Raw genomic sequence first — 23799 nt, 5'->3', positions numbered from 1 at the left:
CACTGCCGGGACACCGCCCGTATGCGAGCCACTGGTAACTGCTCCAGGGAACCTGCGCACCGGCTCTTCGCGTGAGAACGACGAAGCCAATACGCATAACAAAGCAGAAGCGTACCCGTGCGCCCCCACGAGGGTCAAAACACGCCCCCGCCACCCCCGCACCGGACCCCACCCGCCGACCCGGCCCCACCCGCCGTACGCCGCCACCGCCCCCACTCACCCGTCGTACGCCGCCCGCGCCGCCGCCACCTCGCCCATGTGACCGTCCGCCCATGCCTTCACCGCCGCCACCACCGGCAGCAGGGACTCCCCCAGCGGCGTCAGCGCGTAGTCGACACGGACCGGGACCGACGGAGTCACCGCGCGGGAGACCAGACCGTCGCGCTCCAGGGAGCGGAGGGTCTGGGTGAGCATCTTCTGGCTGACGCCGGCGACCTTGCGGCTCAGTTCGCCGTAGCGGCGGGGGCCGTCCGCGAGGGCGTTCAGGACGAGGGTGACCCACTTGTCGGCGATGCGGTCGAGGAGCTGCCGCGCGGGGCACTCGGCGAGGTACGCGTCATAGGCGTGGCGCGCCTCCTCGCGGCGCTCGGCGGCGGTGCGGGTGGGCACGGGGGCACGCTCCTTCCGGTGCGGTACGCACTCGTGGGTACCTACTTCCCGACAGAGAGTAGCCCTCCCTAGCGTCGTGAGAGAACCGTCACGTACGTCCCTCACGGAAGGCCCGGCCCATGCGCGCGCTCGTCTTCGACTCCTTCGGCGGCCCCGAGGTCCTGCGGATCGCCGAGGTCCCCGTCCCCGCGACCGGCCCCGGACAGGTCCGCGTCCGGGTGGAGGCCGCGACCGTCCACCCGGTGGACCTCGCCACCCGCTCCGGCGCGCTCGCCGAGGCCGGGCTGATGGCCGGCGGGACCCGCACCGGGCTCGGCTGGGACGTGGCCGGGGTGGTCGAGGAGACCGGCCCCGGGGTCGGCTCGGTCCGCCCCGGGGACCGGGTCATCGGCATGAACGACCGGCTCGACGTGCCCCTCGGCACCCAGGCCGAGCACGTCGTCCTGGACGCCCACGCGGTGGCCCAGGCCCCGGCGGGGCTCGCTCCGGAGGCCGCCGCGACGCTCCCGCTGGCCGGACTCACCGCGCTCCAGGCCCTGGACGCGCTCGCCCTGCCCGAGGGCGGGACGCTGCTGGTCACGGGCGCGGCGGGCGCGGTCGGCGGCTACGCCGTGCAGCTGGCCGCCGCACGCGGCCTCCGGGTGGTGGCGACGGCCCGCGCCGCCGACGAGCCGCTGGTACGGGAGCTGGGCGCGGCCCACTTCGTCCCCTCCGGTCCCGGCCGGCTCGGCGGCGAGGTCCGTGCCCTGGTCCCCGCCGGCGACGCGGGCGCGCTCGCCGCCGCCGTCCTCGGCGCGGCGGCCCTGGACGCGGTGCGCACGGGCGGCGCCTTCGCCGCGCTGGTCGCGGGCGGAGCCCCGTACCCGCTGCGCGGCATCCGGGTCGTCCCGGTCTGGGTCCGCGCGGACGCGGACCGTCTGGATCACCTGGCGCGGCTGGCGGAGGCGGGCGCCCTGACCCCGCGCGTGGCGGACGCCCTCCCCCTGGCGGACGCGGCGAAGGCCCACCGCCGACTGGCCGAAGGCGCCCTCCGAGGCCGCCTGGTGCTGGTCCCCTGAGCCCCGGCCGCACCGGCCCCGGCGCCGAAGGGACCCGGCGCCGGTGTCAGCGCGCCCGGTCCACCCGGCGCTCGTCCCACACCGGCTCGGTCGTCTCGCGGACGACGCCGTCGGAGCCGAAGACCAGGTAGCGGTCGAAGCTCTTGGCGAACCAGCGGTCGTGGGTGACGGCGAGGACCGTGCCCTCGTAGGACTCCAGGCCGTCCTGGAGGGCCTCGGCGGACTCCAGGTCCAGGTTGTCGGTGGGCTCGTCCAGGAGCAGGGCCGTGGTGCCGGCCAGCTCCAGGAGGAGGATCTGGAAGCGGGCCTGCTGGCCACCGGAGAGCTTGTCGAAGGACTGGTCGCCCTGGCGCTCCAGCTCGTAGCGCCGCAGCATCGACATCGCCGCGCCCCGGTCCTTGGCGTGCTCGGTCCACAGGATGTCGACGAGCGGCCGGCCGGCGAGCTCGGGGTGGGCGTGGGTCTGGGCGAAGTGCCCGGGGACGACCCGCGCGCCCAGCTTCCACAGACCCGTGTGGGCCACCGACGGATCGCCCGCGAGCAGCCGCAGGAAGTGGGACTTGCCGGAGCCGTTCGAGCCGAGGACGCCGACCCGCTCGCCGTAGAAGATCTCCAGGGAGAAGGGCTTCATCAGGCCGGTCAGTTCGAGGTTCTCGCAGGTCACGGCCCGCACACCGGTCCGGCCGCCGCGCAGCCGCATCCGGATGTCCTGCTCGCGCGGCGGCTCCGGCGGCGGGCCGGCCTCCTCGAACTTCCGCAGCCGGGTCTGCGCCGCCGCGTACCGGGACGCCATCTCGTGGCTGACCGCGGCCGCCTGCCGCAGGTTGACGACCAGCTTCTTCAGCTGCGCGTGCTTCTCCTCCCAGCGCCGCTTCAGCTCCTCGAAGCGGGCGAACCGCTCCCGCCGCGCCTCGTGGAAGGTGTCGAAGCCGCCGCCGTGCACCCACACGTCGGACCCGGCCGCGCCGGGCTCCACCGCGATGATCTTCTGCGCGGCCCGGGAGAGCAGCTCCCGGTCGTGGGAGATGAAGAGCACGGTCTTGCGGGTCTCCCGCAGCCGCTCCTCCAGCCACCGCTTGCCGGGCACGTCCAGGTAGTTGTCCGGCTCGTCGAGGAGCAGCACCTCGTCGGTGCCGCGCAGCAGCGATTCCAGGACCAGCCGCTTCTGCTCACCGCCGGAGAGCGTCCGCACCTGACGGAACTGCGCCTTGTCGTACGGCATGCCGAGCGCGGCCATGGTGCAGATGTCCCACAGCGTCTCCGCCTCGTAGCCCTGCACCTCCGCCCAGTCGGCGAGGGCCTGCGCGTACGTCATCTGCGCGGCCTCGTCGTCGACGGTCATGATCAGGTGCTCGGCCTCGTCGACCGCCTTCGCCGCCTCCCGGATCCGCGGGTGCGCCACGGAGACGAGCAGGTCGCGGACGGTCGACTCGTCCCGTACGGAGCCGATGAACTGCGGCATCACGCCGAGCCCGCCGCTGACGGTGACGGAGCCGCCGTGCGGCTGGAGGTCTCCCGCGATCATCCGCAGGAGGGTGGTCTTGCCGGCGCCGTTGGCCCCGACGAGCGCGACGACCGCGCCCTCGCCCACCCTGAAGGAGGCGTCCCCGAGGAGGACCCTCCCGTCGGGAAGGTAGTACTCCAGATGCGCGGCCTCGACATGTCCCATGGGATGCATTGTCGCCGCCCGCGTCGGCCCGGCCCAACCGGTTTAGGATGCGGCGCATGAGCTTTGGGGGACCGCAGTGGCCGCAGGAGCCGCAGCAACAGGGGCAGCAGGGGCACCAGGGGTACGGATACCCGCCGCAGCCGGGGCCGTACGGGCAGCAACAGCAGCAGCCCGGCCACGGACAGCGGCAACAGCCGGGCTACGGGCAGCAGCAGTGGCAGCAGCAGCCCCAGGGCGGCGACGGCACCCCTGACTGGGGCGCCCTCGCGGACGCGTCCGCGGCCGGCAACCGCCGCAAGCGCCGGCTGGCGATCGTCGGCGGGGTCGTCGCCACGCTCGCCGTCGGCGCGGTCGTGGCGACCGCCGTCGTGGCCACCAACAAGAAGAACGACGAGGCCAAGAACGGCACCCCGACCCCCACGGGCACGGTCACCGCGACGGTCTCCCCCACCCCCGCGCCGACCTTCTCCTCCGTGGCCCCGCCGCCCCCGCCGGACCCGAAGGACTACATCTCCGACCCGAAGAAGGACAAGGCGCCGCTGACCACCGACGGCCTCTACCCGGGCAGGAAGCTCACCATGTTCGGCCGCCCGTACCAGAAGGGCGCGACCTCCGCGACGACGAACTGCGCCGCGGTCACCCAGGGCGGGCTCGGCACGGTGCTGAAGAAGAACGGCTGCGAGCGGGTGCTGCGCGCCACCTACGTCAAGGACGGCGTGGCCATCACCGTCGGCGTGGCCGTCTTCCCCTCCGAGAAGGCGGCCCTCGCGGCGAAGAAGCAGGCCACCGGCGGCATCGCCCCGCTCACCGGCGCGGGCGTCAAGGACTTCTGCCACGCCACGGTCTGCCTGCGCCGCGCCAACTCGGTCGGCCGCTACGCCTACTTCACCCAGTCCGGCTTCACCAGCGGCAAGAAGGTCACCACCAAGGACAAGCCGGTCTTCCAGGCCAGCGACGACCTCGCCACCTTCGTCTTCAACCAGATCTACGCCCGCGGCAAGAGCCAGGCGAAGGCGGCGGCCGCCGCCTCGGCCCCGCCCCGGTAGTCGGCGGGACGGTTCAGCAGCAGCCGGCGACGCCGGGCAGCGTCCGCTTGTTGCGGGCCTCCCGGCTGCGCGCGGCCAGCTGGTCGTCCGCCGGGTAGCCGACCTCTTCGAGGGTGAGGCCGTGCGGCCGTACGACGTGCACGGCGGAGTCCCGCACGCCGGCGGCCAGCACCTTGCCCGGCCACTCGACCGGCCGGTGCCCGTCGCCGACGAAGAGCAGCGCGCCGACCAGCGAGCGGACCATGTTGTGGCAGAAGGCGTCGGCCTTGACCGTGGCCTCCAGGATGCCGTCGGCCCGCAGCTCCCAGCGCAGCTCCTGGAGGGTGCGGATGGTCGTCGCGCCCTCGCGCTTCTTGCAGTACGCGGCGAAGTCGTGCTCGCCGACGAGCGCGGCCGCGGCCTCGTTCATGGCGTCCATGTCGAGCGTCCAGTCGTGCCACAGCACGTGGCCGCGCAGCAGCGGGTCGACGCCGCCCGGGTGGTCGGTGACCCGGTACGCGTACCGTCGCCAGACCGCCGAGAAGCGGGCGTTGAAGCCCGCGGGGGCCTCGGTGACGTTCCACACCCGCACGTCGTGCGAGAGCCGCCCGGCGAGCCGCCGCAGCAGCTTCTCGCGGTGCTCCGCCCACAGCTCCAGCGGCAGGTCCACGTGGGCCACCTGCCCGCGCGCGTGCACCCCCGCGTCGGTCCGGCCGGCGACGGTCAGCTCGTACGTCTCCGAGGACCGCGTCACGGTCTTCAGCGCGTCCTCGATCTCGCCCTGCACGGTCCGCTGCCCGCGGGCCTGCTTGGCCCAGCCGGAGAAGTCCCGGCCGTCGTAGGAAAGGTCCAGCCGTACCCGTACGAACCCGGGCTGCACGTCATCACTCACCAGGAAATCCTCTCAGACACACGGGAACGGGCCCGCACCCCAGGGGGTACGGGCCCGTTCCGTGAGAAACGTCGGAAGAACGCTTACGCGTCCTTCGCCTCGTCCTCGGTCGCCTCGACCGCGGCGGCCTCGTCGGCCTCCTTGACGGCGCGCTTGGTGGCGGCCTCGGCCTCGGCGACGGTCGCCTTCTTGGCGATCTCGCCCTCGACGAGCTCGATCACGGCCATCGGGGCGTTGTCGCCACGACGGTTGCCGATCTTCGTGATGCGGGTGTAACCACCCGGACGCTCCGAGTAACGCGGGGCGATCTCGGTGAAGAGGGTGTGGACGATGCCCTTGTCGGTGATCGTCTGCAGCACCAGGCGACGGTTGTGGATGTCGCCCTTCTTCGCCTTGGTGATCAGGCGCTCGGCGACGGGACGCAGACGGCGGGCCTTGGCCTCGGTCGTCGTGATGCGGCCGTGCTCGAACAGCGACTTCGCCAGGTTGGCGAGCAGCAGCTTCTCGTGAGCGGCGGAACCGCCGAGGCGGGCACCCTTCGCGGGACGCGGCATGGTGTTTCTCCTTGTGATCTGCACCGGCCGTATGAGGTACCGGTGTCAGTGTCCGAGCGGGCGGTCACCCGTCGGAGACCGGGGCAGGGCCCCGGAAGGGGCGCGGGGAACCGCGCGACCAGCGACAGTCCACCCGCACCCGAGTACGGACCCGAAGGGCCCGAGCTCTTAGTACTGCTCGGTCTCGACGAAACCGGCGTCCGCGTCGTCGTCCGCGCCGAAGGCGTCGGCCGCGGCGGTCGGGTCGAATCCGGGCGGGCTGTCCTTGAGGGCCAGGCCCATGCCGGCCAGCTTCGCCTTGACCTCGTCGATCGACTTCGCACCGAAGTTGCGGATGTCGAGCAGGTCGGCCTCGGAACGCGCCACGAGCTCACCCACGGAGTGGATGCCCTCGCGCTTGAGGCAGTTGTAGGAGCGGACCGTGAGCTCCAGCTCCTCGATCGGCAGCGCGAGGTCGGCGGCGAGGGCGGCGTCCGTCGGGGACGGGCCCATGTCGATGCCCTCGGCGTCGATGTTCAGCTCGCGGGCGAGACCGAACAGCTCGACCAGGGTCTTGCCGGCGGACGCCATGGCGTCGCGCGGGCGCATGGCCTGCTTGGTCTCGACGTCGACGATGAGCTTGTCGAAGTCGGTGCGCTGCTCGACTCGGGTCGCCTCGACCTTGTAGGTGACCTTGAGAACCGGCGAGTAGATGGAGTCGACCGGAATGCGGCCGATCTCCTGGCCCACCTGCTTGTTCTGGACGGCGGAGACGTAGCCGCGACCGCGCTCGACGGTCAGCTCCATCTCCAGCTTGCCCTTGGCGTTCAGGGTCGCCAGGACGAGGTCGGGGTTGTGCACCTCGACACCGGCCGGGGGCGCGATGTCGGCGGCGGTGACCAGACCCGGGCCCTGCTTGCGCAGGTACATCACGACCGGCTCGTCGTGCTCCGAGGAGACGACCAGCTGCTTGATGTTGAGGATGAGGTCGGTGACGTCCTCCTTGACGCCCGGCACGGTGGTGAACTCGTGCAGGACACCGTCGATGCGGATGCTGGTGACAGCGGCACCCGGGATCGAGGAGAGGAGGGTACGGCGGAGGCTGTTGCCGAGGGTGTAGCCGAAGCCCGGCTCCAGCGGCTCGATCACGAACCGGGAGCGGAACTCGTCGACGACCTCTTCGGTCAGCGACGGACGCTGAGCGATAAGCATGTGTGTTCCTTCAGTCGTGGACGCCCACTATTTGACGCCCGACGGGGGTGGAGCGGTACTGCGTACTGCAAGGGTACGGGCGGCACGCCCCCCGGAGGGGACGCACCGCCCGAATGCCCTGGTCAAGCGGGCCGTACGTCACACGCGGCAGCGCTGAACGCGCTGCCCCGGATCAGACGCGGCGACGCTTGGGGGGACGGCAGCCGTTGTGCGGCGTGGGGGTGACGTCCTGGATCGAGCCGACCTCGAGGCCGGTGGCCTGGAGGGAGCGGATCGCGGTCTCACGGCCGGAGCCGGGACCCTTGACGAAGACGTCGACCTTGCGCATGCCGTGCTCCTGCGCGCGGCGGGCGGCCGACTCGGCGGCCATCTGCGCGGCGAAGGGGGTGGACTTGCGCGAGCCCTTGAAGCCGACGTGGCCGGCGGAGGCCCAGGAGATCACGTTGCCCGAGGGGTCCGTGATCGAGACGATCGTGTTGTTGAACGTGCTCTTGATGTGCGCGTGGCCGTGAGCGACGTTCTTCTTTTCCTTGCGGCGCACCTTCTTGGCAGCGCCCTGACGACCCTTGGGGGGCATCTCTTACTCCTACGGGAGGTGGTCGGTCCTACAGCGAAGACCGCTTGGTCAAGCGTCCGCTGAGGACTACTTCTTGCCCGGCTTCTTCTTGCCGGCGATGGCGCGACGCGGGCCCTTGCGGGTACGAGCGTTCGTGCTGGTGCGCTGGCCGCGGACGGGCAGGCCACGACGGTGGCGCAGGCCCTGGTAGCAGCCGATCTCGACCTTGCGGCGGATGTCGGCGGCAATCTCGCGACGGAGGTCACCCTCGGTCTGGAGGTTGGCGTCCACGTACTCGCGGATCTTGACGAGGTCTTCCTCGGCAAGGTCGCGGACACGGGTGGACGGGTTCACGCCGGTCGCGGCGAGAATCTCCTCGGACCGGGTACGCCCGATGCCGAAGACGTAGGTGAGTGCGACCACCACACGCTTTTCGCGCGGGATGTCAACACCGGAAACGCGTGCCATTCAATGGCTCCTGTGTTCTCGGGGGTCTGCTGCAGAACCGTTCCCGGCTGCCGTATGAGGTACAGGTCGGGTCCCCGGCCCCCGCCGGAGGTGCCGTCAACCGCGCGGGGCGGTCGGACGGGCTCTGCGTATGTACGTATTGCTATGCGTCGCGCGAAGAACTGCGAAATGCAGGTCGGTCGGCGTGCGTCAGCCCTGGCGCTGCTTGTGGCGCAGGTTGTCGCAGATGACCATGACCCGGCCGTGACGGCGGATCACCTTGCACTTGTCGCAGATCTTCTTGACGCTCGGCTTGACCTTCATGGGATGTGAGGTTCTCCGGGTCAGTGCCACCACCCGCGCGCGAAGGCGGGGTGCGGGCAAGATCTACTTGTACCGGTAGACGATCCGGCCACGCGTCAGGTCGTACGGAGAGAGCTCCACGACGACCCGGTCGTCCGGAAGGATGCGGATGTAGTGCATACGCATCTTGCCGGAGATGTGCGCGAGGACCTTGTGACCGTTCTGGAGCTCCACCTTGAACATGGCGTTCGGGAGGGACTCGATCACGGTGCCCTCGATTTCGATGGCACCTTGCTTCTTGGCCACGCTTCGCCTTTCGAATCGGCTACCTTGATCGACTCTCACTCCCCGGTGAAGACACACGGGTACACGAGAGCCGACGCATCAGTCTACGTCAGGCCCCTCGAAAAGACGAATCCGGGGAATCTGCCCAACGCGGAAGATCATTACTCCGCCCCTTCCGGGACGGACTACGCCAGCGGGTCCGGGGCCGCCGTGACGCCCAGCTCCGCGAGCTTGGCCTTGCCGCCGGACCGGGTCCCCGACGCGGCCCTCGCGGGCTCGGCGCCGGGGGCGCCTCACAGGCTTCGGCCCGCTGCGGCGAACTCCGTCCGCCGGGACGGGGCGCCGTGAACCGCCGACGGCAAGGCGCGGACGCCCCGGAACGGACTACGCCAGCGGGTCCGGGGCCGCCGTGACGCCCAGCTCCGCGAGCTTGGCCTTGCCGCCGTCGACGGCGGTGAGGACCAGGGGGCCGGCCTCGGTGAGGGCGACGCTGTGCTCCCAGTGGGAGGACCAGGTGCCGTCGGTGGAGACGACCGTCCAGTCGTCCTCCAGGACCTCCGTGTGGGGGGTGCCGAGGGAGACCATGGGCTCGATGGCCAGGCAGAAGCCGGGGACCAGCTTCGGGCCCTTGCCGCGCTTGCGCGAGACGTAGTTCAGGAGGTGCGGGTCCATGTGCATCTCGGTGCCGATGCCGTGGCCGCCGTAGTCCTCGACGATGCCGTACTTGCCCAGGCTGTGGTCGCCGACGGCCGGCCGCGGCTGGCGCTTGATGTACGACTCGATCGCCTTCGAGATGTCGACCAGGCGCGCGCCCACCCGCATCGCGGCGATGCCGGCCCACATCGACTCCTCCGTCACCCGGGAGAGCTCGACCAGCTCCGGGGCGTGACCGGTGCCGACGAAGGCCGTGTACGCGGCGTCGCCGTGCCAGCCGTCGACGATCGCGCCGGCGTCGATCGAGATGATGTCGCCGTCCTTGAGGACGGTCTTCTCGTCGGGGATGCCGTGGACGACGACCTCGTTGACCGAGGTGCAGATCGTCGCGGGGAAGCCGCCGTACCCGAGGAAGTTCGACTTCGCCCCGTGGTCGGCGATGACCTTGCGCGCGACCTCGTCCAGGTCCTTCGTCGTGGCGCCCGGCACGGCCGCCTCGCGGGTCGCCGCGTGGATGGCGGCGACGACCAGCCCCGCCTCGCGCATCTTCGCGATCTGCTCGGGGGTCTTGATCTGCACCATCGTGACGGGGGCCTTTCCTTGCGCGTACGGGGGACAGAACAACGATACGGCCGCGGCGCCCGTGAGGGGCACCGCGGCCGTACCGCGTGAGCGTGGGGTTACTTCTTCAGCGCGTCCATCGCGCGCGCCGTGACCTCGTCCACCTTGCCGAGCGCGGAGATCGTCACGACCAGGTTCTGCGCCCGGTAGTAGTCGATGATCGGCTCGGTCTGCGTGTGGTAGACCTCCAGGCGGGTGCGGACGGTCTCCTCGGAGTCGTCCGCGCGCTGGTAGAGCTCGCCACCGCAGGTGTCGCAGACGCCCGCCGTCTTGGGGGCGTTGTACTCGACGTGGAAGACGTGCGCGGAGTCGTTGCGGCAGATGCGGCGACCCGCGATCCGCTTCACGACCTCGTCCTCGGGGACCTCCAGGTCCAGGACCGCGTCCAGCTGCATGTCGTCGGCCTTGAGGACGACATCCAGGGCCTCGGCCTGGGCCACGTTGCGCGGGAACCCGTCGAGCAGGAAGCCGTTCGCGGCGTCCGCCTGCTCCATACGGTCCTTGGCCATCCCGATGGTCACCTCGTCCGGGACGAGCTCGCCCCGGTCCATGTAACCCTTGGCCTCCAGGCCCAGCGCCGTGCCCTGCGAGATGTTGGCACGGAACAGGTCACCCGTGGAGATGTGCGGGATGTCCAGGTTCTTGGCAAGGAACGCGGCCTGCGTTCCCTTGCCGGCCCCGGGCGGTCCGACGAGGACGATTCGCATCAGCGGAGGAACCCTTCGTAATTGCGCTGCTGGAGCTGGCTCTCGATCTGCTTCACGGTCTCCAGCCCCACACCCACGATGATCAGGATGCTCGTCCCGCCGAAGGGGAAGTTGGCATTGGCACCGCCGAAGCCTGCCAACGCCATCGTCGGCACAAGAGCGATCAGACCCAAGTACAGCGAGCCCGGCCAAGTGATCCGGTTGAGCACGTAGCTCAGGTACTCGGCAGTAGGTCGACCAGCCCGGATACCCGGGATGAAGCCACCATACTTCTTCATGTTGTCCGCGACTTCCTCGGGGTTGAACGAGATCGCCACGTAGAAGAAGGCGAAGAACACGATCAGGAGGAAGTACGTCGCGATGTAGTAGGGGTGGTCACCCTTGACGAAGTGGGCTTCGATCCAGGTCTTCCAGCCCGCGGTGGAGTTGGAGAACTGCGCGATCAGCGCCGGGATGTAGAGCAGCGACGACGCGAAGATGACAGGAATCACACCTGCCTGGTTCACCTTCAACGGGATGTAAGTGGACGTACCGCCGTACGACCTGCGGCCGATCATGCGCTTCGCGTACTGCACCGGGATGCGGCGCTGGGCCTGCTCGACGAAGACGACCAGGGCCACCATCACGAAGCCGATGAGGATGACGGTGCCGAACTCGATCCAGCCCTGGGCGAGCTTGCCGCTCTCCTTGATGGCCCACAGGGCACCCGGGAAGCCGGCGGCGATCGAGATGAACATCAGGATGGACATGCCGTTGCCGATGCCGCGGTCGGTGATGAGCTCACCGAGCCACATGACGATGGCGGTGCCGGCGGTCATGGTGAGGACCATCGTGGTGATGGTGAAGATCGAGGGGTCCGGAACGACCTGGTTCGCGACGTTGCAGCCGCTGAAGAGGGCGCCGCTCTTGGCCGTGGCCACGAGACCCGTGCCCTGGAGGATCGCCAGCGCGATCGTCAGGTAGCGGGTGTACTGCGTGATCTTCGCCGTGCCGCTCTGGCCCTCCTTCTTGAGGGCTTCCAGTCGCGGGATCACGACGGTGAGCAGCTGCAGGATGATGCTCGCCGTGATGTACGGCATGATGCCGAGCGCGAAGATGGTGATCTGCAGCAGTGCGCCGCCACTGAACATGTTCACCAGGCCGAACAGGCTGTTGTTGCCTTCCTTCGCCTGGTCCACGCACATCTGGACGGCCTCGTAGCTGACGCCGGGGACGGGGATGTGGGCCCCGAGGCGGTACAGCACGATGATCGCCAGCGTGAAGAGCAGCTTCTTGCGCAGGTCGGGCGTCTTGAACGCCCGGGCGAAGCCGGTGAGCACGGTGCCTCCTGCGACCCCCGCGCTATGCGTCAGAGGTGACGGTCTTGAGATTCGATAAGGACTGATTGGATCGGTCCCGGCCCCCGCGGTCTATACCGCATGAGCATGGACGGTGCACGCCACCTTACCGGCGACCATGCCCCCCTAGGAACGACCAACCGGGGATGCCCCTTTTGAGAGGCATCCCCGGTCGGATGTTCAGGCCATCGAGTCGTCTCAGACGAGCTCGGTGACGGTGCCGCCGGCGGCGGCGATCTTCTCCTTGGCGGAGCCGGAGACGGCGTCGACCGTCACCTGCAGCGCCACGGAGACCTCGCCGGTGCCGAGCACCTTGACGAGCTGGTTCTTACGAACCGCACCCTTGGCGACCAGATCGGCCACCGTGACCTCGCCACCCTGCGGGTAGAGCGCGGCCAGCTTGTCCAGGTTCACGACCTGGTACTCGGTGCGGAACGGGTTCTTGAAGCCCTTGAGCTTCGGGAGACGCATGTGGAGGGGCATCTGGCCACCCTCGAAGCGCTCCGGAACCTGGTAACGGGCCTTCGTGCCCTTGGTACCACGACCGGCCGTCTTACCCTTCGACGCCTCACCACGACCCACACGGGTCTTGGCGGTCTTGGCGCCCGGGGCGGGACGGAGGTTGTGGATCTTGAGCGGGTTGTTCTCCGCCATGATCAGTCGACCTCCTCAACCGTCACGAGGTGGCGGACGGTGTGCACCATTCCGCGGAACTCGGGGCGGTCCTCCTTGACGACCACGTCGTTCAGGCGCTTGAGCCCGAGCGAACGCAGCGTGTCGCGGTGGTTCTGCTTGCTGCCGATGTACGACTTCGTCTGCGTGATCTTGAGGCGAGCCATTACGCACCCGCTCCCGCACGCGCACGAAGCAGAGCCGCGGGGGCGACGTCCTCGAGCGGCAGACCACGGCGAGCCGCGATCTCCTCGGGACGCTGCAGGCCCTTCAGGGCCTCCACGGTCGCGTGCACGATGTTGATCGCGTTGTCGGAGCCCAGGGACTTCGACAGGATGTCGTGGACGCCGGCGCACTCCAGGACGGCGCGCACCGGGCCACCGGCGATAACACCGGTACCGGGGGAAGCCGGCTTGAGCAGGACGACGCCCGCGGCCTTCTCACCCTGGATCGGGTGGGGGATGGTGCCCTGGATACGGGGGACCTTGAAGAAGTGCTTCTTGGCCTCCTCAACACCCTTGGCGATGGCGGCCGGCACCTCCTTGGCCTTGCCGTAACCGACACCCACGGTGCCGTCACCGTCGCCCACCACGACCAGCGCGGTGAAGCTGAAACGACGACCACCCTTGACAACCTTGGCGACGCGGTTGATCGCGACTACGCGCTCAACGTACGCGGTCTTCTCGGCGGCGGCAGCGCCACCGTCGCGGCCCTTCCGGTCCCGCCGCTCGCCGCCACCGGCACCGCTGCCGCGGCGCTGGGGTCCAGCCATTGGATTACCTCTCTCTGTTACGTCCGTTAGTCCCGGAACCGGGGCTTAGAACTTCAGCCCGGCTTCGCGGGCGGCGTCAGCCAGAGCGGCAATGCGCCCGGCGTACCTGTTGCCACCACGGTCGAACACGACGGCCTCGACACCGGCGGCCTTGGCGCGCTCGGCGACCAGGGCGCCGACCTGCTGGGCCTGCGAGGACTTGGAGCCCTCGCCACCGCGGACGGAGGCGTCCAGGTGGGACGCCGACGCCAGGGTGTGACCCTTGAGGTCATCGATGACCTGCGCGGTGATACCGCGGTTCGAGCGCGTCACGACGAGGCGCGGACGCTCCGCCGTACCCGACACGACCTTGCGGATGCGCAGGTGACGACGCGCCTTGGCAGCGCGCTTGTAAGCGTCGCCCTTGGCGATCTTGACACCGTATGCCATGGCTTACTTACCAGCCTTTCCGACCTTGCGGCGGATGACCTCGCCGGCGTACTTGACGCCCTTGGCCTTGTACGGGTCGGGCTTCCGCAGCTTGCGGATGTTCGCCGCGACCTCGCCGACCTTCTGCTTGTCGATGCCCTCGACCGAGAACTTGGTCGGGGACTCGACCTTGAACGAGATGCCCTCGGGAGCCTCGATCAGGATCGGGTGGCTGTAGCCGAGCTGGAACTCCAGACCGGAGCCCTTCGCGGCCACGCGGTAACCGACACCGCTGATCTCGAGCGCCTTGACGTATCCCTGGGTCACACCGGTGATCATGTTGGCCACCAGCGTGCGGGACAGGCCGTGAAGGGCCTTGTTCTGACGCTCGTCGTTCGGACGGGTGACGTTGAGCACGCCCTCCTCGCCCTTAACGATCTCGATCGGCGCGGCGACGGTGTGGCTCAGGGTGCCCTTGGAACCCTTGACCGTGACCGTGCGGCCCTCGATGGTGACGTCCACGCCGGCGGGAACCGTGATGGGGAGCTTGCCGATTCGCGACATTGCTATTCCTCCGTTCCCGACTACCAGACGTAGGCGAGGACTTCCCCACCCACGCCCTTCTTCTGCGCCTGCTGGCCGGTCAGGAGACCGTGGGACGTGGAGATGATCGCCACGCCCAGGCCGCCGAGGACCTTCGGCAGGTTGGTGGACTTCGCGTAAACCCGGAGGCCCGGCTTCGAGATCCGCTTGATGCCCGCGATGGAGCGCTCACGGTTCGGACCGAACTTGAGGTCGACGACGAGGTTCTTGCCGACCTCGGCGTCCTCGACCTTCCAGCCGGTGATGAAGCCCTCCTGCTGGAGGATTTCCGCGATGTGCGACTTGATCTTGCTGTGCGGCATCGTCACGGTGTCGTGGTACGCCGAGTTCGCGTTACGCAGACGCGTGAGCATGTCTGCGATCGGATCAGTCATGGTCATGAATTGGCCTTCGGCCTCTCTCGCCGGGGTTTCCTGGTGCACCATCCCTCTCCCCGATCCGAGACGGGGCGGGTGCGGTGCGGTGGACCTACGGCGTAGTAAGTCGTAAGGGCGGCGGACGCCCAACCCCACTAGCCTAAGCCATGTGGAGGCGGGAGTCCGCCAACCCAATGCTTACCGAGAGACTCCGGTCATTCACCAACGCCCAATGGGCGAAGGGGAATTACCAGGAGCTCTTGGTCACGCCCGGCAGCTCGCCACGGTGAGCCATCTCACGAAGGCACACGCGGCAGAGGCCGAACTTGCGGTACACGGAGTGGGGGCGGCCGCAGCGCTGGCAGCGCGTGTACGCACGCACACCGAACTTGGGCTTGCGGGCAGCCTTCGCGATGAGAGCCTTCTTCGCCATCTCGCTTACGCCTCCTTGAACGGGAAGCCGAGGTGACGGAGAAGCGCACGGCCCTCGTCGTCGTTGGTCGCCGTGGTGACCACGGTGATGTCCATACCCCGGGTACGGTCGATCTTGTCCTGGTCGATCTCGTGGAACATGACCTGCTCCGTGAGACCGAAGGTGTAGTTGCCACGGCCGTCGAACTGCTTCGGGGACAGGCCGCGGAAGTCGCGGATGCGCGGCAGCGCGAGCGACAGGGTGCGGTCCAGGAACTCCCACATGCGGTCGCCACGGAGCGTGACGTGGGCACCGATCGGCTGACCCTCACGCAGCTTGAACTGCGCGATGGACTTGCGGGCCTTGGTGACGGCCGGCTTCTGACCGGTGATCGTGGTGAGGTCGCGGATCGCGCCCTCGATCAGCTTCGAGTCACGGGCGGCGTCGCCGACACCCATGTTGACCACGATCTTCACGAGGCCGGGGATCTGCATGACGTTCTCGTACTGGAACTCGTCACGCAGCTTGCCCGCGATCTCCTCGCGGTACTTCGTCTTGAGACGCGGAGTGGTGGTAGCCATCAGATGTCCTCACCCGTCCGCTTGGCAACGCGGATCTTGTTGCCCTCGTCGTCGAAGCGGAAACCGACACGCGTGACGACCTTCTTGCCGTCCTTCTCCACGACCAGCTGGACGTTGGAGACGTGGACCGGCGCCTCGGTGGTCACGATGCCGCCGGCCTGGTTCGGGCCGGCCTTCGTGTGCTTCTTGACCCGGTTGACACCCTCGACCAGGACGCGGGAGTCGGCGGGGTAGGCCGCGATGACCTTGCCCTGCTTGCCCTTGTCCTTGCCGGTGATGACCTGGACCAGGTCGCCCTTCTTGATCTTCATGCTTACAGCACCTCCGGCGCGAGCGAGATGATCTTCATGAACTTCTTCTCGCGCAGCTCACGGCCCACCGGGCCGAAGATACGGGTGCCGCGAGGGTCGCCGTCGTTCTTCAGAATGACGGCGGCGTTCTCGTCGAAGCGGATGTACGAGCCGTCCTGACGACGACGCTCCTTGACGGTGCGAACGATGACCGCCTTGACGACGTCACCCTTCTTCACGTTGCCACCGGGGATCGCGTCCTTGACGGTGGCGACGATGACGTCACCGATGCCCGCGTAGCGGCGACCCGAACCACCGAGAACACGGATGCAAAGGATCTCCTTGGCACCAGTGTTGTCGGCGACGCGAAGTCGCGACTCCTGCTGGATCACGTCTATCTCCTGATTGTCTGCCGGTTCCCGGCGGGGGCCGCTGGTCGATCAACGGCCCCCGCCGAGCCTGGCGGAACTGTTCCTAGGGGGTCCCCCTAGGAGGGATTACTTGGCCTTCTCGAGGATCTCGACGACGCGCCAGTGCTTCGTCGACGACAGCTTCCGGGTCTCCATCAGGAGGACGCGGTCGCCGATGCCGGCAGCGTTCTGCTCGTCGTGAGCCTTGAGCTTGTTCGTACGGCGGATGACCTTGCCGTACAGCGCGTGCTTGACGCGGTCCTCGACGGCGACGACGACGGTCTTGTCCATCTTGTCGCTGACGACCAGGCCCTCGCGGACCTTGCGAGCGTTGCGCTCGGTCTTCTCAGTCACGTTGCTCTCGCTCATCAGGCGTTCTCCACCGTCTCAATGCCGAGCTCACGCTCTCGCATGAGGGTGTAGATCCGGGCGATGTCCTTACGGACCGCCCGGAGACGGCCGTGGTTCTCGAGCTGGCCCGTCGCCGCCTGGAAGCGGAGGTTGAACAGCTCTTCCTTGGCCTCGCGGAGCTTGGCGACAAGCTCCTCGTTGCCCAGCTCGCGCAGCTCGGACGCCTTGGTACCGGCCGACATCACAGCTCACCTGCCTCGCGCTTAACGATCTTGCACTTCATCGGCAGCTTGTGAGCCGCACGAGTCAGAGCCTCACGCGCGATCTTCTCGTTCGGGTAGGACAGCTCGAACATCACCCGACCGGGCTTGACGTTCGCGATCCACCACTCCGGAGAACCCTTACCGGAACCCATGCGGGTCTCGGCAGGCTTCTTCGTGAGCGGGCGGTCCGGGTAGATGTTGATCCAGACCTTGCCGCCACGCTTGATGTGGCGGGTCATCGCGATACGCGCGGCCTCGATCTGACGGTTGGTCACGTACGCCGGCGTGAGGGCCTGAATGCCGTACTCGCCGAACGCGACCTGCGTGCCACCCTTGCTCATGCCCGAGCGCTTGGGGTGGTGCTGCTTGCGGTGCTTGACCCTACGGGGGATCAGCATGTCGGTCAGGCCTCCGTTCCGGTGCTCTCAGCAGCCGGAGCGGCGGCGGCCTCGGCCTTGGGGGCCTCGGCAGCGGGAGCCTGCTGCGGCTTGCGACCGCGACCGCCACGCTCGCCACCGCGGCCACCGCGGCCGGCCGGACGGTCAGCGCCGCCACGGGCCGGGCGGTTGCCCGCGCGGGCAGCAGCGTTCTCGGCGCGGACCTCGGCGATGTTCTTGACGTCGCCCTTGTAGATCCAGACCTTCACGCCGATGCGGCCGAAGGTCGTCTTGGCCTCGAAGAAGCCGTACTCGACGTTCGCGCGCAGCGTGTGCAGCGGCACACGACCCTCGCGGTAGAACTCCGAGCGGGACATCTCGGCGCCGCCGAGACGGCCACCACACTGGATCTTGATGCCCTTGGCGCCGGCCTTCATGGCGGACTGCATGCTCTTGCGCATGGCCCGACGGAAGGAGACGCGGGAGGAGAGCTGCTCGGCGACGGCCTGGGCCACGAGCTGAGCGTCGACCTCGGGGTTCTTGACCTCGAGGATGTTCAGCTGGACCTGCTTGCCGGTCAGCTTCTCCAGCTGGCCGCGGATCTTGTCGGCCTCGGCGCCACGGCGACCGATGACAATGCCCGGACGAGCGGTGTGGATGTCCACGCGGACGCGGTCGCGGGTGCGCTCGATCTCAACCTTCGAGATGCCGGCGCGCTCCATGCCGGACGTCAGCATCCGACGGATGGCGACGTCTTCCTTGACGTAGTCCTTGTACAGCTTGTCGGCGTACCAGCGGGACTTGAAGTCCGTGGTGATGCCGAGCCGGAACCCATGCGGGTTAACCTTCTGGCCCATTACCGGGTTCCTTCCTTGCTGCTGACGACCACGGTGATGTGGCTGGTCCGCTTGCGGATCCGGTAGGCACGGCCCTGGGCACGCGGACGGAACCGCTTCAGGGTCGGACCCTCGTCGACGTACGCCTCGCTGATGACCAGCGAAGAGGCGTCCGTGTGGTCGTAGTTGTGCGCGGCGTTGGCAATGGCGCTGTCGAGCACCTTGCCGACCGGCACGGAGGCTGCCTGCGGAGCGAATCGCAGAACAGCCTGAGCCTCCGTGGCGTCCATGCCACGGATCAGGTCCACCACGCGGCGGGCCTTCATGGGCGTGACGCGGATGTACCGCGCCTGGGCCCTGGCTTCCATGGTTGTCCCTCTCAGTTACTTACGTGTCTGAATGCGATCCGCTACTAGCGGCGCTTCGACTTCCGGTCGTCCTTGACGTGGCCCCGGAAGGTACGCGTCGGCGAGAACTCGCCGAGCTTGTGACCGACCATCGACTCGGTGACGAACACCGGGACGTGGGTCTTGCCGTTGTGCACCGCGATCGTGTGCCCGAGCATCGCCGGGATGATCATGGAGCGACGGGACCAGGTCTTGATGACGTTCTTGGTACCGGCCTCGTTCTGAGCGTCCACCTTCTTGATGAGGTGGCCGTCGACGAAGGGTCCCTTCTTGAGACTGCGCGGCATCTAAACCCGCTCCTAGCGCTTCTTGTTCGTCTTGCGGCGGCGGACGATGTACTTGCTCGAAGCCTTCTTCGGCGAGCGAGTACGACCCTCCTTCTGACCCCACGGGGAGACCGGGTGGCGACCACCGGAGGTCTTGCCCTCACCACCACCGTGCGGGTGGTCAACCGGGTTCATCGCCACACCGCGAACGGTCGGACGGACGCCCAGCCAGCGCTTGCGGCCGGCCTTGCCCCAGTTGATGTTCGACTGCTCGGCGTTGCCGACCTCGCCGATGGTGGCGCGGCAGCGGGCGTCGACCAGACGGATCTCACCGGACGGCATACGAAGGTGGGCCATCGTGCCCTCCTTCGCCAGCAGCTGCACGGAGGCACCCGCGGAGCGGGCGAACTTGGCGCCGCCACCGGGACGGAGCTCGATCGCGTGGATCGTGGTACCGACCGGGATGTTGCGGAGCGCCAGGTTGTTGCCGGGCTTGATGTCCGCGCCCGGGCCGTTCTCGACGCGGTCACCCTGCGTCAGACCCTTGGGAGCGATGATGTAGCGCTTCTCGCCGTCCATGTAGTGGAGCAGCGCGATGCGCGCGGTGCGGTTCGGGTCGTACTCGATGTGAGCGACCTTGGCCGGCACGCCGTCCTTGTCGTGACGACGGAAGTCGATCACGCGGTAGGCGCGCTTGTGTCCACCACCCTGGTGGCGAACGGTGATCCGGCCGGTGTTGTTACGGCCGCCCTTGCTGTGCAGGGGGCGGACCAGCGACTTCTCCGGCGTGGACCGCGTGATCTCGACGAAGTCGGCTACGGAGGAGCCACGACGGCCCGGCGTAGTCGGCTTGTACTTGCGGATACCCATTTCTCAGTCCTCGTCCGATATCGGACGACTCGACCGCCGTCAGGCGGTCGGGCCGCCGAAGATGTCGATTCGGTTGCCCTCAGCAAGGGTCACGATGGCGCGCTTGGTGTTGGCGCGCTTGCCGAAACCGGTGCGGGTGCGCTTGCGCTTGCCCTGGCGGTTGATCGTGTTGACCCCGGTGACCTTGACCGAGAAGACCGCTTCGACGGCCTGCTTGATCTGGGTCTTGTTGGAGCCGGGCGCGACGATGAACGTGTACTTGTTCTCGTCGAGCAGGGCGTAGCTCTTCTCGGAGACAACCGGCTTGACGAGGACGTCGCGCGGGTCCGTGAAGGTCTTGCTGGTGATCTCGGCCATCAGGCTTCGTTCCCCTCGTTGTCGTCGGCCTTGGGGCCAGACACGAAGGACTCGAGGGCGGCCTGGGTGAAGACCACGTCGTCGGATCGCATCACGTCGTACGTGTTCAGCTGGCCCGGCTCCAGGATGTGCACCTGGGGCAGGTTGCGGGCGGACAGCCACGCGGCCTCGTCCGAGCGCTCGACGACCAGGAGCAGGTTCTTGCGCTCCGAGATCTTGCCGAACAGCGTCTTGGCGGCCTTGGTGGAGATGCCACCCTCGACCACGCCGGTGACGACGTGGATGCGGGAGTGGTTCGCCCGGTCGGAGAGGGCACCGCGGAGGGCGGCGGCCTTCATCTTCTTCGGGGTCCGCTGCGAGTAGTCACGCGGCACGGGACCGTGCACGACGCCACCACCGGCGAACTGCGGGGCGCGGGTCGAACCCTGACGGGCGCGGCCGGTGCCCTTCTGGCGGTACGGCTTCTTGCCACCACCGCGGACCTCGCCACGCGTCTTGACCTTGTGCGTGCCCTGACGGGCCGCGGCCAGCTGCGCGACGACGACCTGGTGGATCAGCGGGACGCTGACCTTGGCGTCGAAGATCTCGGCCGGGAGCTCGACGGTCCCGGTCTTGTCGCCGGAGGGCGACAGAATGTCAATGGTGCTCATATCCTCAGGCCCCCTTGGCCGCGGTGCGGACCAGGACGAGGCCGCCGTTCGGACCAGGAACCGCACCCTTGATCAGGAGCAGGCCCTTCTCCGCGTCAACGGCGTGAACGGTCAGGTTCTGGGTGGTCACGCGCTCGTTGCCCATGCGGCCGGCCATGCGCATGCCCTTGAAGACGCGGCCCGGGGTGGCGCAGCCACCGATCGAACCCGGCTTGCGGTGCACGCGGTGGGCACCGTGGGAGGCCTTGCCACCACGGAAGTTGTGGCGCTTCATGACACCGGCGAAGCCCTTGCCCTTGCTCTTGCCGGTCACGTCGACCTTGATGCCCGCCTCGAAGACCTCGGCGGTGATCTCCTGGCCGAGGGTGTACTCGCTGGCGTCAGCGGTACGCAGCTCGACGAGGTGACGGCGCGGGGTGACGTCGGCCTTGGCGAAGTGGCCCTTGAGGGGCTTGTTCACCTTGCGCGGGTCGATCTCGCCGAAGGCGATCTGGACCGACTCGTAGCCGTCGACGTCGTTCGTACGCACCTGGGTGACGACATTGGGGCCGGCCTTGACGACGGTCACCGGGACGACCCGGTTGTTCTCGTCCCAGACCTGCGTCATGCCGAGCTTCTCGCCCAGGATGCCCTTGATGTTCTTAGCCATCTCGCGCGCCCTCAGAGCTTGATCTCGATGTCGACACCGGCCGGGAGGTCGAGACGCATGAGCGAGTCGACGGTCTTCGGCGTGGGGTCGAGGATGTCGATGAGGCGCTTGTGCGTGCGCATCTCGAAGTGCTCGCGCGAGTCCTTGTACTTGTGCGGCGACTTGATGACGCAGTACACGTTCTTCTCAGTGGGCAGCGGCACCGGGCCCGCGACCGACGCACCAGTGCGGGTCACCGTCTCGACGATCTTCTTCGCCGAGGAGTCGATGACCTCGTGGTCGTAGGCCTTGAGCCGGATGCGGATCTTCTGTCCCGCCATGGCTACTCCGTAGTCCTGTCTTGTCGTTAAACGCTCTGGAACCCGGCGGATTACCGTTCTCCTCCGACCCACGCGGTCGGGCGTGTCGCACTCCCTCTACGAAGAAGTCCCGAAGGATTTCCCAACCAAGGGGGTGCGGGCCGAAGACCGCGGAACGGGGGTGAACACCCACCGGGCGCCTGGCTGGTACCCCGCTGACACTTCCCGGAAGATTCCCGTACGTCCGCTCCTGAGAAGGGGCGACGAGTACTGTGGGACTCGCTTCCGGTCCTCCCGACGGGAGGCGCGCAGCATCGGCACTCAACCGAGCAACCCCGCTAGTCTGCCATACCGCCCCTGCGGCCCGCCAATCGGGTCGAAGACTGTACCCCACGTCACGTTCGGGTACACGCAGGGGGCGAGCGGGCTCCCGGACGCTCCGGTGCCGCCCCGGCGGGTCAGCCCAGCCGGCGGGCGCGCTCCGTCAGGTGGCGGCGCTCCGGCGCGCTCGTGGCGCGCCGGGCGGCCTCGCGGTAGGCCGTGGCCGCGGCCCCGGGTTCGCCGGACAGCTCCAGGAGATGCGCCCGGGTGGCCAGCAGCCGGTGGTGCCGGGCCATCCGCTTGTCGGCGGCCAGCGTGTCGAGCAGGTCCAGGCCGGCCCGCGGGCCGTGCACCATCGCCACTGCCACCACCCGGTTCAGGGTCACCATCGGGTTGGGGCCGGTCCGCTCCAGGAGCTCGTACAGGGCGAGGATCTGCGGCCAGTCCGTCGCCTCCGCCGACTCCGCCTCGTCGTGCACCGCCGCGATCGCCGCCTGGATCTGGTACGGGCCCACCCGGCCGCGCGGCAGGGTGCGGCTGATCAGGGCGATGCCCTCGGCCAGCGGGGCCGCGTCCCACCGGCTCCGGTCCTGCTCCGCCAGCGGGACCAGCTCGCCGTGCGGGCCCGTGCGGGCCGGGCGGCGGGCGTCGGTGAGCAGCATCAGGGCCAGCAGCCCCGCCGTCTCGGTGTCCTCCGGGACGAGCCGGTGCAGCAGCCGGGCCAGCCGGATCGCCTCCGCGGACAGCTCGGGCGCGGTCAGCTCCTCGCCGCCGCTCGCCGTGTAGCCCTCGTTGAAGACCAGGTACAGCACGTGCCGGACCTCGGCGAGCCGGGCGGTGCGGTCCTCGCCCGCCGGCAGCGCGAGCGCGTCCCCGGCCGCCCGGACGGTCTGCTTGGCGCGGCTGATCCGCTGCGCCATCGTCGCCTCCGGCACCAGGAACGCGGCGGCGATCTGCGCCGTGGTGAGACCGCCGACCGCCCGCAGGGTGAGCGCGATCCGGCTGGGCGGCGACAGGTCCCGGTGGCAGCAGAGGAAGAGCAGCGCGAGCGAGTCGTCCGCGGCCTCCTCCCCCGCCTCGTCGGCGGCGGGCGCGAGCAGCTCGGCCGCCGGGGTGGCGAGGGCGACGGTGTCCTCGCGCCGCCGGCGGGCGGCCTCGCTGCGCACCTGGTCGACGTACTTGCGCTGGGCGACGGTCAGCAGCCAGCTGCCCGGGCGCTCGGGCACGCCCTGCTCCGGCCACTGCCGGGCCGCCGCGATCAGCGCCTCCTGGACGGCGTCCTCGCAGCCGTAGAAGTCGCCGTGGCGGCGGACGAGCGCGCCGAGGACCCGCGGGGCGCTCGCCCTCAGCAGCTCCTCGACGCCGGCCTGCTCGGTCACACGTCCGCCGCGGACTCGTGCAGGACCGGCCACAGCTCCACCGGGTCCACGTCCGCGAAGGGCATGTCCGCGGCGATCTGCTGGGCCCGCTCCAGGGACTCGCAGTCCAGGAGGTAGAAGCTGGCCAGGTACTCCTTGGTCTCCAGGTAGGGCCCGTCGGTGACGGCCGGGGCGCCGCCCTCGCGGCGCACCAGCTGGGCGGCGGCCGCGTCGGCGAGCCCGTAGGCGCCGATCAGCTCGCCGGTCTCCTGGTACTTGCGGTTGAACGCCTCCTGGCGGGCGATCGCCTCGGGCCACGCCTCGGCCGGGAAGGAGTCCCACTTGGCCTGGTTGCCGTAGATCATCGCGACGTACTTCATCTC

37 protein-coding genes are annotated in these 23799 nt (G+C 68.9%); 2 read left to right on the top strand and 35 right to left on the bottom strand.

The window, feature by feature from the left end; all coding sequences use genetic code 11:
• Positions 1-216: 216 nt before the first annotated feature.
• Entirely contained in the window at positions 217-609 is a 393-nt protein-coding gene (locus tag IE321_RS04805) for a winged helix-turn-helix transcriptional regulator (protein WP_190221893.1), read from the bottom strand.
• Positions 610-728: 119 nt separating this feature from the next.
• On the opposite strand from IE321_RS04805, the gene IE321_RS04800 reads away from it, so the two are divergent.
• On the top strand, positions 729-1667 hold the full coding sequence (locus tag IE321_RS04800; protein ID WP_190221892.1) for an NADP-dependent oxidoreductase: 939 nt from the start codon (positions 729-731) through the stop codon (positions 1665-1667).
• Positions 1668-1713: 46 nt separating this feature from the next.
• Here IE321_RS04800 and IE321_RS04795 read toward each other — a convergent pair whose 3' ends face one another.
• Positions 1714-3336 carry an ABC-F family ATP-binding cassette domain-containing protein gene (locus IE321_RS04795; RefSeq protein ID WP_107063376.1) on the bottom strand — a complete coding sequence of 541 codons (1623 nt, stop codon included), beginning with the start codon at positions 3334-3336 and terminating at the stop codon, positions 1714-1716.
• Positions 3337-3392: 56 nt separating this feature from the next.
• Here IE321_RS04795 and IE321_RS04790 point away from each other — a divergent pair, with 56 nt between their 5' ends.
• Positions 3393-4382, top strand: coding sequence for a hypothetical protein (locus tag IE321_RS04790; protein WP_190221891.1), 990 nt, complete (start codon positions 3393-3395; stop codon positions 4380-4382).
• A gap of 13 nt (positions 4383-4395) precedes the next feature.
• Here the strand turns inward: IE321_RS04790 and truA are convergent, their stop codons facing one another.
• The 33 genes from truA to IE321_RS04625 form a co-directional block, all read right to left on the bottom strand.
• Positions 4396-5253, bottom strand: coding sequence for a tRNA pseudouridine(38-40) synthase TruA (gene truA, locus IE321_RS04785; RefSeq protein WP_190221890.1), 858 nt, complete (start codon positions 5251-5253; stop codon positions 4396-4398).
• A gap of 83 nt (positions 5254-5336) precedes the next feature.
• On the bottom strand, positions 5337-5807 hold the full coding sequence (gene rplQ, locus IE321_RS04780; RefSeq protein WP_031012120.1) for a 50S ribosomal protein L17: 471 nt from the start codon (positions 5805-5807) through the stop codon (positions 5337-5339).
• A gap of 168 nt (positions 5808-5975) precedes the next feature.
• Complete coding sequence (locus IE321_RS04775) at positions 5976-6998, bottom strand: DNA-directed RNA polymerase subunit alpha (RefSeq protein ID WP_004946635.1); 1023 nt, start codon at positions 6996-6998, stop codon at positions 5976-5978.
• Between the two features lie 172 nt (positions 6999-7170).
• A complete protein-coding gene (gene rpsK, locus IE321_RS04770; RefSeq protein ID WP_003956432.1) occupies positions 7171-7575 on the bottom strand; it encodes a 30S ribosomal protein S11 in 405 nt (134 codons plus the stop codon).
• Between the two features lie 66 nt (positions 7576-7641).
• Positions 7642-8022: a 30S ribosomal protein S13 gene (rpsM, locus tag IE321_RS04765; protein ID WP_015035595.1), complete on the bottom strand. Its 381-nt coding sequence runs from the start codon at positions 8020-8022 to the stop codon at positions 7642-7644.
• A 189-nt stretch (positions 8023-8211) separates the two neighbouring features.
• Positions 8212-8325, bottom strand: coding sequence for a 50S ribosomal protein L36 (gene rpmJ, locus IE321_RS04760; protein WP_003956441.1), 114 nt, complete (start codon positions 8323-8325; stop codon positions 8212-8214).
• A gap of 63 nt (positions 8326-8388) precedes the next feature.
• The gene (gene infA, locus IE321_RS04755; RefSeq protein WP_003956442.1) at positions 8389-8610 is read right to left on the bottom strand and encodes a translation initiation factor IF-1; all 222 of its coding nucleotides are present in this window, start codon (positions 8608-8610) and stop codon (positions 8389-8391) included.
• Between the two features lie 363 nt (positions 8611-8973).
• Positions 8974-9825: a type I methionyl aminopeptidase gene (map, locus tag IE321_RS04750; RefSeq protein ID WP_043230283.1), complete on the bottom strand. Its 852-nt coding sequence runs from the start codon at positions 9823-9825 to the stop codon at positions 8974-8976.
• Between the two features lie 98 nt (positions 9826-9923).
• Positions 9924-10571, bottom strand: a complete 648-nt coding sequence (locus IE321_RS04745) for an adenylate kinase (RefSeq protein WP_043230282.1) — start codon at positions 10569-10571, stop codon at positions 9924-9926.
• Positions 10571-11890 (bottom strand): preprotein translocase subunit SecY, encoded by a 1320-nt coding sequence (secY, locus tag IE321_RS04740; RefSeq protein WP_043230281.1) that lies wholly within the window; start codon positions 11888-11890, stop codon positions 10571-10573. The genes IE321_RS04745 and secY overlap by 1 nt, the downstream gene beginning before the upstream one ends.
• A gap of 216 nt (positions 11891-12106) precedes the next feature.
• Positions 12107-12562, bottom strand: coding sequence for a 50S ribosomal protein L15 (gene rplO / locus IE321_RS04735; RefSeq protein ID WP_030494264.1), 456 nt, complete (start codon positions 12560-12562; stop codon positions 12107-12109).
• Positions 12563-12564: 2 nt separating this feature from the next.
• Complete coding sequence (gene rpmD, locus IE321_RS04730) at positions 12565-12747, bottom strand: 50S ribosomal protein L30 (protein ID WP_005313525.1); 183 nt, start codon at positions 12745-12747, stop codon at positions 12565-12567.
• A complete protein-coding gene (gene rpsE, locus IE321_RS04725; RefSeq protein WP_030201551.1) occupies positions 12747-13352 on the bottom strand; it encodes a 30S ribosomal protein S5 in 606 nt (201 codons plus the stop codon). The genes rpmD and rpsE overlap by 1 nt, the downstream gene beginning before the upstream one ends.
• Before the next feature lie 45 nt (positions 13353-13397).
• The gene (gene rplR / locus IE321_RS04720; RefSeq protein WP_043230280.1) at positions 13398-13781 is read right to left on the bottom strand and encodes a 50S ribosomal protein L18; all 384 of its coding nucleotides are present in this window, start codon (positions 13779-13781) and stop codon (positions 13398-13400) included.
• Positions 13782-13784: 3 nt separating this feature from the next.
• Entirely contained in the window at positions 13785-14324 is a 540-nt protein-coding gene (rplF, locus tag IE321_RS04715; RefSeq protein WP_043230278.1) for a 50S ribosomal protein L6, read from the bottom strand.
• Between the two features lie 20 nt (positions 14325-14344).
• The gene (gene rpsH / locus IE321_RS04710; RefSeq protein ID WP_030759363.1) at positions 14345-14743 is read right to left on the bottom strand and encodes a 30S ribosomal protein S8; all 399 of its coding nucleotides are present in this window, start codon (positions 14741-14743) and stop codon (positions 14345-14347) included.
• A 223-nt stretch (positions 14744-14966) separates the two neighbouring features.
• Positions 14967-15152: a type Z 30S ribosomal protein S14 gene (locus tag IE321_RS04705; RefSeq protein ID WP_003956452.1), complete on the bottom strand. Its 186-nt coding sequence runs from the start codon at positions 15150-15152 to the stop codon at positions 14967-14969.
• A gap of 5 nt (positions 15153-15157) precedes the next feature.
• The gene (rplE, locus tag IE321_RS04700) at positions 15158-15715 is read right to left on the bottom strand and encodes a 50S ribosomal protein L5 (protein ID WP_107063375.1); all 558 of its coding nucleotides are present in this window, start codon (positions 15713-15715) and stop codon (positions 15158-15160) included.
• A complete protein-coding gene (gene rplX, locus IE321_RS04695) occupies positions 15712-16023 on the bottom strand; it encodes a 50S ribosomal protein L24 (RefSeq protein WP_043230276.1) in 312 nt (103 codons plus the stop codon). The genes rplE and rplX overlap by 4 nt, the downstream gene beginning before the upstream one ends.
• A gap of 2 nt (positions 16024-16025) precedes the next feature.
• Positions 16026-16394 carry a 50S ribosomal protein L14 gene (gene rplN, locus IE321_RS04690; RefSeq protein ID WP_003956455.1) on the bottom strand — a complete coding sequence of 123 codons (369 nt, stop codon included), beginning with the start codon at positions 16392-16394 and terminating at the stop codon, positions 16026-16028.
• A gap of 105 nt (positions 16395-16499) precedes the next feature.
• Positions 16500-16781 (bottom strand): 30S ribosomal protein S17, encoded by a 282-nt coding sequence (gene rpsQ / locus IE321_RS04685; RefSeq protein ID WP_024755411.1) that lies wholly within the window; start codon positions 16779-16781, stop codon positions 16500-16502.
• Entirely contained in the window at positions 16781-17005 is a 225-nt protein-coding gene (gene rpmC, locus IE321_RS04680; protein ID WP_030494258.1) for a 50S ribosomal protein L29, read from the bottom strand. The genes rpsQ and rpmC overlap by 1 nt, the downstream gene beginning before the upstream one ends.
• Positions 17005-17424, bottom strand: a complete 420-nt coding sequence (gene rplP / locus IE321_RS04675; protein WP_015035580.1) for a 50S ribosomal protein L16 — start codon at positions 17422-17424, stop codon at positions 17005-17007. The genes rpmC and rplP overlap by 1 nt, the downstream gene beginning before the upstream one ends.
• A gap of 5 nt (positions 17425-17429) precedes the next feature.
• Positions 17430-18260, bottom strand: coding sequence for a 30S ribosomal protein S3 (gene rpsC, locus IE321_RS04670; RefSeq protein WP_030759375.1), 831 nt, complete (start codon positions 18258-18260; stop codon positions 17430-17432).
• On the bottom strand, positions 18260-18607 hold the full coding sequence (gene rplV / locus IE321_RS04665) for a 50S ribosomal protein L22 (RefSeq protein WP_004571827.1): 348 nt from the start codon (positions 18605-18607) through the stop codon (positions 18260-18262). The genes rpsC and rplV overlap by 1 nt, the downstream gene beginning before the upstream one ends.
• 44 nt (positions 18608-18651) lie before the next feature.
• The gene (rpsS, locus tag IE321_RS04660) at positions 18652-18933 is read right to left on the bottom strand and encodes a 30S ribosomal protein S19 (RefSeq protein WP_043230274.1); all 282 of its coding nucleotides are present in this window, start codon (positions 18931-18933) and stop codon (positions 18652-18654) included.
• Between the two features lie 12 nt (positions 18934-18945).
• Complete coding sequence (gene rplB, locus IE321_RS04655; protein WP_043230273.1) at positions 18946-19782, bottom strand: 50S ribosomal protein L2; 837 nt, start codon at positions 19780-19782, stop codon at positions 18946-18948.
• A 39-nt stretch (positions 19783-19821) separates the two neighbouring features.
• Positions 19822-20139: a 50S ribosomal protein L23 gene (rplW, locus tag IE321_RS04650; protein WP_030759382.1), complete on the bottom strand. Its 318-nt coding sequence runs from the start codon at positions 20137-20139 to the stop codon at positions 19822-19824.
• Positions 20139-20789, bottom strand: a complete 651-nt coding sequence (rplD, locus tag IE321_RS04645; RefSeq protein WP_043230271.1) for a 50S ribosomal protein L4 — start codon at positions 20787-20789, stop codon at positions 20139-20141. Before rplD ends, rplW begins: the two co-directional genes overlap by 1 nt.
• Positions 20790-20793: 4 nt before the next feature.
• A complete protein-coding gene (rplC, locus tag IE321_RS04640) occupies positions 20794-21438 on the bottom strand; it encodes a 50S ribosomal protein L3 (RefSeq protein WP_043230269.1) in 645 nt (214 codons plus the stop codon).
• A gap of 11 nt (positions 21439-21449) precedes the next feature.
• Positions 21450-21758, bottom strand: a complete 309-nt coding sequence (rpsJ, locus tag IE321_RS04635; protein ID WP_003948644.1) for a 30S ribosomal protein S10 — start codon at positions 21756-21758, stop codon at positions 21450-21452.
• 437 nt (positions 21759-22195) lie between these two features.
• Positions 22196-23437: an RNA polymerase sigma factor gene (locus IE321_RS04630; protein ID WP_190221889.1), complete on the bottom strand. Its 1242-nt coding sequence runs from the start codon at positions 23435-23437 to the stop codon at positions 22196-22198.
• Positions 23434-23796 carry a YciI family protein gene (locus IE321_RS04625; protein ID WP_190221888.1) on the bottom strand — a complete coding sequence of 121 codons (363 nt, stop codon included), beginning with the start codon at positions 23794-23796 and terminating at the stop codon, positions 23434-23436. The genes IE321_RS04630 and IE321_RS04625 overlap by 4 nt, the downstream gene beginning before the upstream one ends.
• Between the last annotated feature and the right edge of the window lie 3 nt (positions 23797-23799).

It is taken from the genome of Streptomyces hydrogenans, from assembly GCF_014656075.1.
Lineage (GTDB): Bacteria > Actinomycetota > Actinomycetes > Streptomycetales > Streptomycetaceae > Streptomyces > Streptomyces hydrogenans.
This window is presented reverse-complemented; position numbering and strand designations above follow the sequence as displayed.

Coding starts and splice junctions, on each gene's coding strand:
- IE321_RS04790 (WP_190221891.1), top strand. CDS start 3,393: ATGAGCTTTGGGGGACCGCAGTGGCCGCAGGAGCCGCAGCAACAGGGG.
- rplR (WP_043230280.1), bottom strand. CDS start 13,781: ATGGCATACGGTGTCAAGATCGCCAAGGGCGACGCTTACAAGCGCGCT.
- rpsE (WP_030201551.1), bottom strand. CDS start 13,352: ATGGCTGGACCCCAGCGCCGCGGCAGCGGTGCCGGTGGCGGCGAGCGG.
- rpmC (WP_030494258.1), bottom strand. CDS start 17,005: ATGTCGGCCGGTACCAAGGCGTCCGAGCTGCGCGAGCTGGGCAACGAG.
- rpsQ (WP_024755411.1), bottom strand. CDS start 16,781: ATGAGCGAGAGCAACGTGACTGAGAAGACCGAGCGCAACGCTCGCAAG.
- IE321_RS04800 (WP_190221892.1), top strand. CDS start 729: ATGCGCGCGCTCGTCTTCGACTCCTTCGGCGGCCCCGAGGTCCTGCGG.
- IE321_RS04625 (WP_190221888.1), bottom strand. CDS start 23,796: ATGAAGTACGTCGCGATGATCTACGGCAACCAGGCCAAGTGGGACTCC.
- IE321_RS04745 (WP_043230282.1), bottom strand. CDS start 10,571: ATGCGAATCGTCCTCGTCGGACCGCCCGGGGCCGGCAAGGGAACGCAG.
- rpsM (WP_015035595.1), bottom strand. CDS start 8,022: ATGGCACGCGTTTCCGGTGTTGACATCCCGCGCGAAAAGCGTGTGGTG.
- rpsC (WP_030759375.1), bottom strand. CDS start 18,260: ATGGGCCAGAAGGTTAACCCGCATGGGTTCCGGCTCGGCATCACCACG.
- rplV (WP_004571827.1), bottom strand. CDS start 18,607: ATGGAAGCCAGGGCCCAGGCGCGGTACATCCGCGTCACGCCCATGAAG.
- IE321_RS04705 (WP_003956452.1), bottom strand. CDS start 15,152: ATGGCGAAGAAGGCTCTCATCGCGAAGGCTGCCCGCAAGCCCAAGTTC.
- rpsK (WP_003956432.1), bottom strand. CDS start 7,575: ATGCCCCCCAAGGGTCGTCAGGGCGCTGCCAAGAAGGTGCGCCGCAAG.
- rpmJ (WP_003956441.1), bottom strand. CDS start 8,325: ATGAAGGTCAAGCCGAGCGTCAAGAAGATCTGCGACAAGTGCAAGGTG.
- IE321_RS04775 (WP_004946635.1), bottom strand. CDS start 6,998: ATGCTTATCGCTCAGCGTCCGTCGCTGACCGAAGAGGTCGTCGACGAG.
- rplC (WP_043230269.1), bottom strand. CDS start 21,438: ATGGCTAAGAACATCAAGGGCATCCTGGGCGAGAAGCTCGGCATGACG.
- rplB (WP_043230273.1), bottom strand. CDS start 19,782: ATGGGTATCCGCAAGTACAAGCCGACTACGCCGGGCCGTCGTGGCTCC.
- rpsS (WP_043230274.1), bottom strand. CDS start 18,933: ATGCCGCGCAGTCTCAAGAAGGGACCCTTCGTCGACGGCCACCTCATC.
- rplP (WP_015035580.1), bottom strand. CDS start 17,424: ATGCTGATCCCCCGTAGGGTCAAGCACCGCAAGCAGCACCACCCCAAG.
- IE321_RS04795 (WP_107063376.1), bottom strand. CDS start 3,336: ATGGGACATGTCGAGGCCGCGCATCTGGAGTACTACCTTCCCGACGGG.
- rplQ (WP_031012120.1), bottom strand. CDS start 5,807: ATGCCGCGTCCCGCGAAGGGTGCCCGCCTCGGCGGTTCCGCCGCTCAC.
- map (WP_043230283.1), bottom strand. CDS start 9,825: ATGGTGCAGATCAAGACCCCCGAGCAGATCGCGAAGATGCGCGAGGCG.
- rpsH (WP_030759363.1), bottom strand. CDS start 14,743: ATGACCATGACTGATCCGATCGCAGACATGCTCACGCGTCTGCGTAAC.
- rplF (WP_043230278.1), bottom strand. CDS start 14,324: ATGTCGCGAATCGGCAAGCTCCCCATCACGGTTCCCGCCGGCGTGGAC.
- rplO (WP_030494264.1), bottom strand. CDS start 12,562: ATGGCGGAGAACAACCCGCTCAAGATCCACAACCTCCGTCCCGCCCCG.
- rpmD (WP_005313525.1), bottom strand. CDS start 12,747: ATGGCTCGCCTCAAGATCACGCAGACGAAGTCGTACATCGGCAGCAAG.
- rplX (WP_043230276.1), bottom strand. CDS start 16,023: ATGAAGATCAAGAAGGGCGACCTGGTCCAGGTCATCACCGGCAAGGAC.
- rplW (WP_030759382.1), bottom strand. CDS start 20,139: ATGGCCGAGATCACCAGCAAGACCTTCACGGACCCGCGCGACGTCCTC.
- rpsJ (WP_003948644.1), bottom strand. CDS start 21,758: ATGGCGGGACAGAAGATCCGCATCCGGCTCAAGGCCTACGACCACGAG.
- rplD (WP_043230271.1), bottom strand. CDS start 20,789: ATGAGCACCATTGACATTCTGTCGCCCTCCGGCGACAAGACCGGGACC.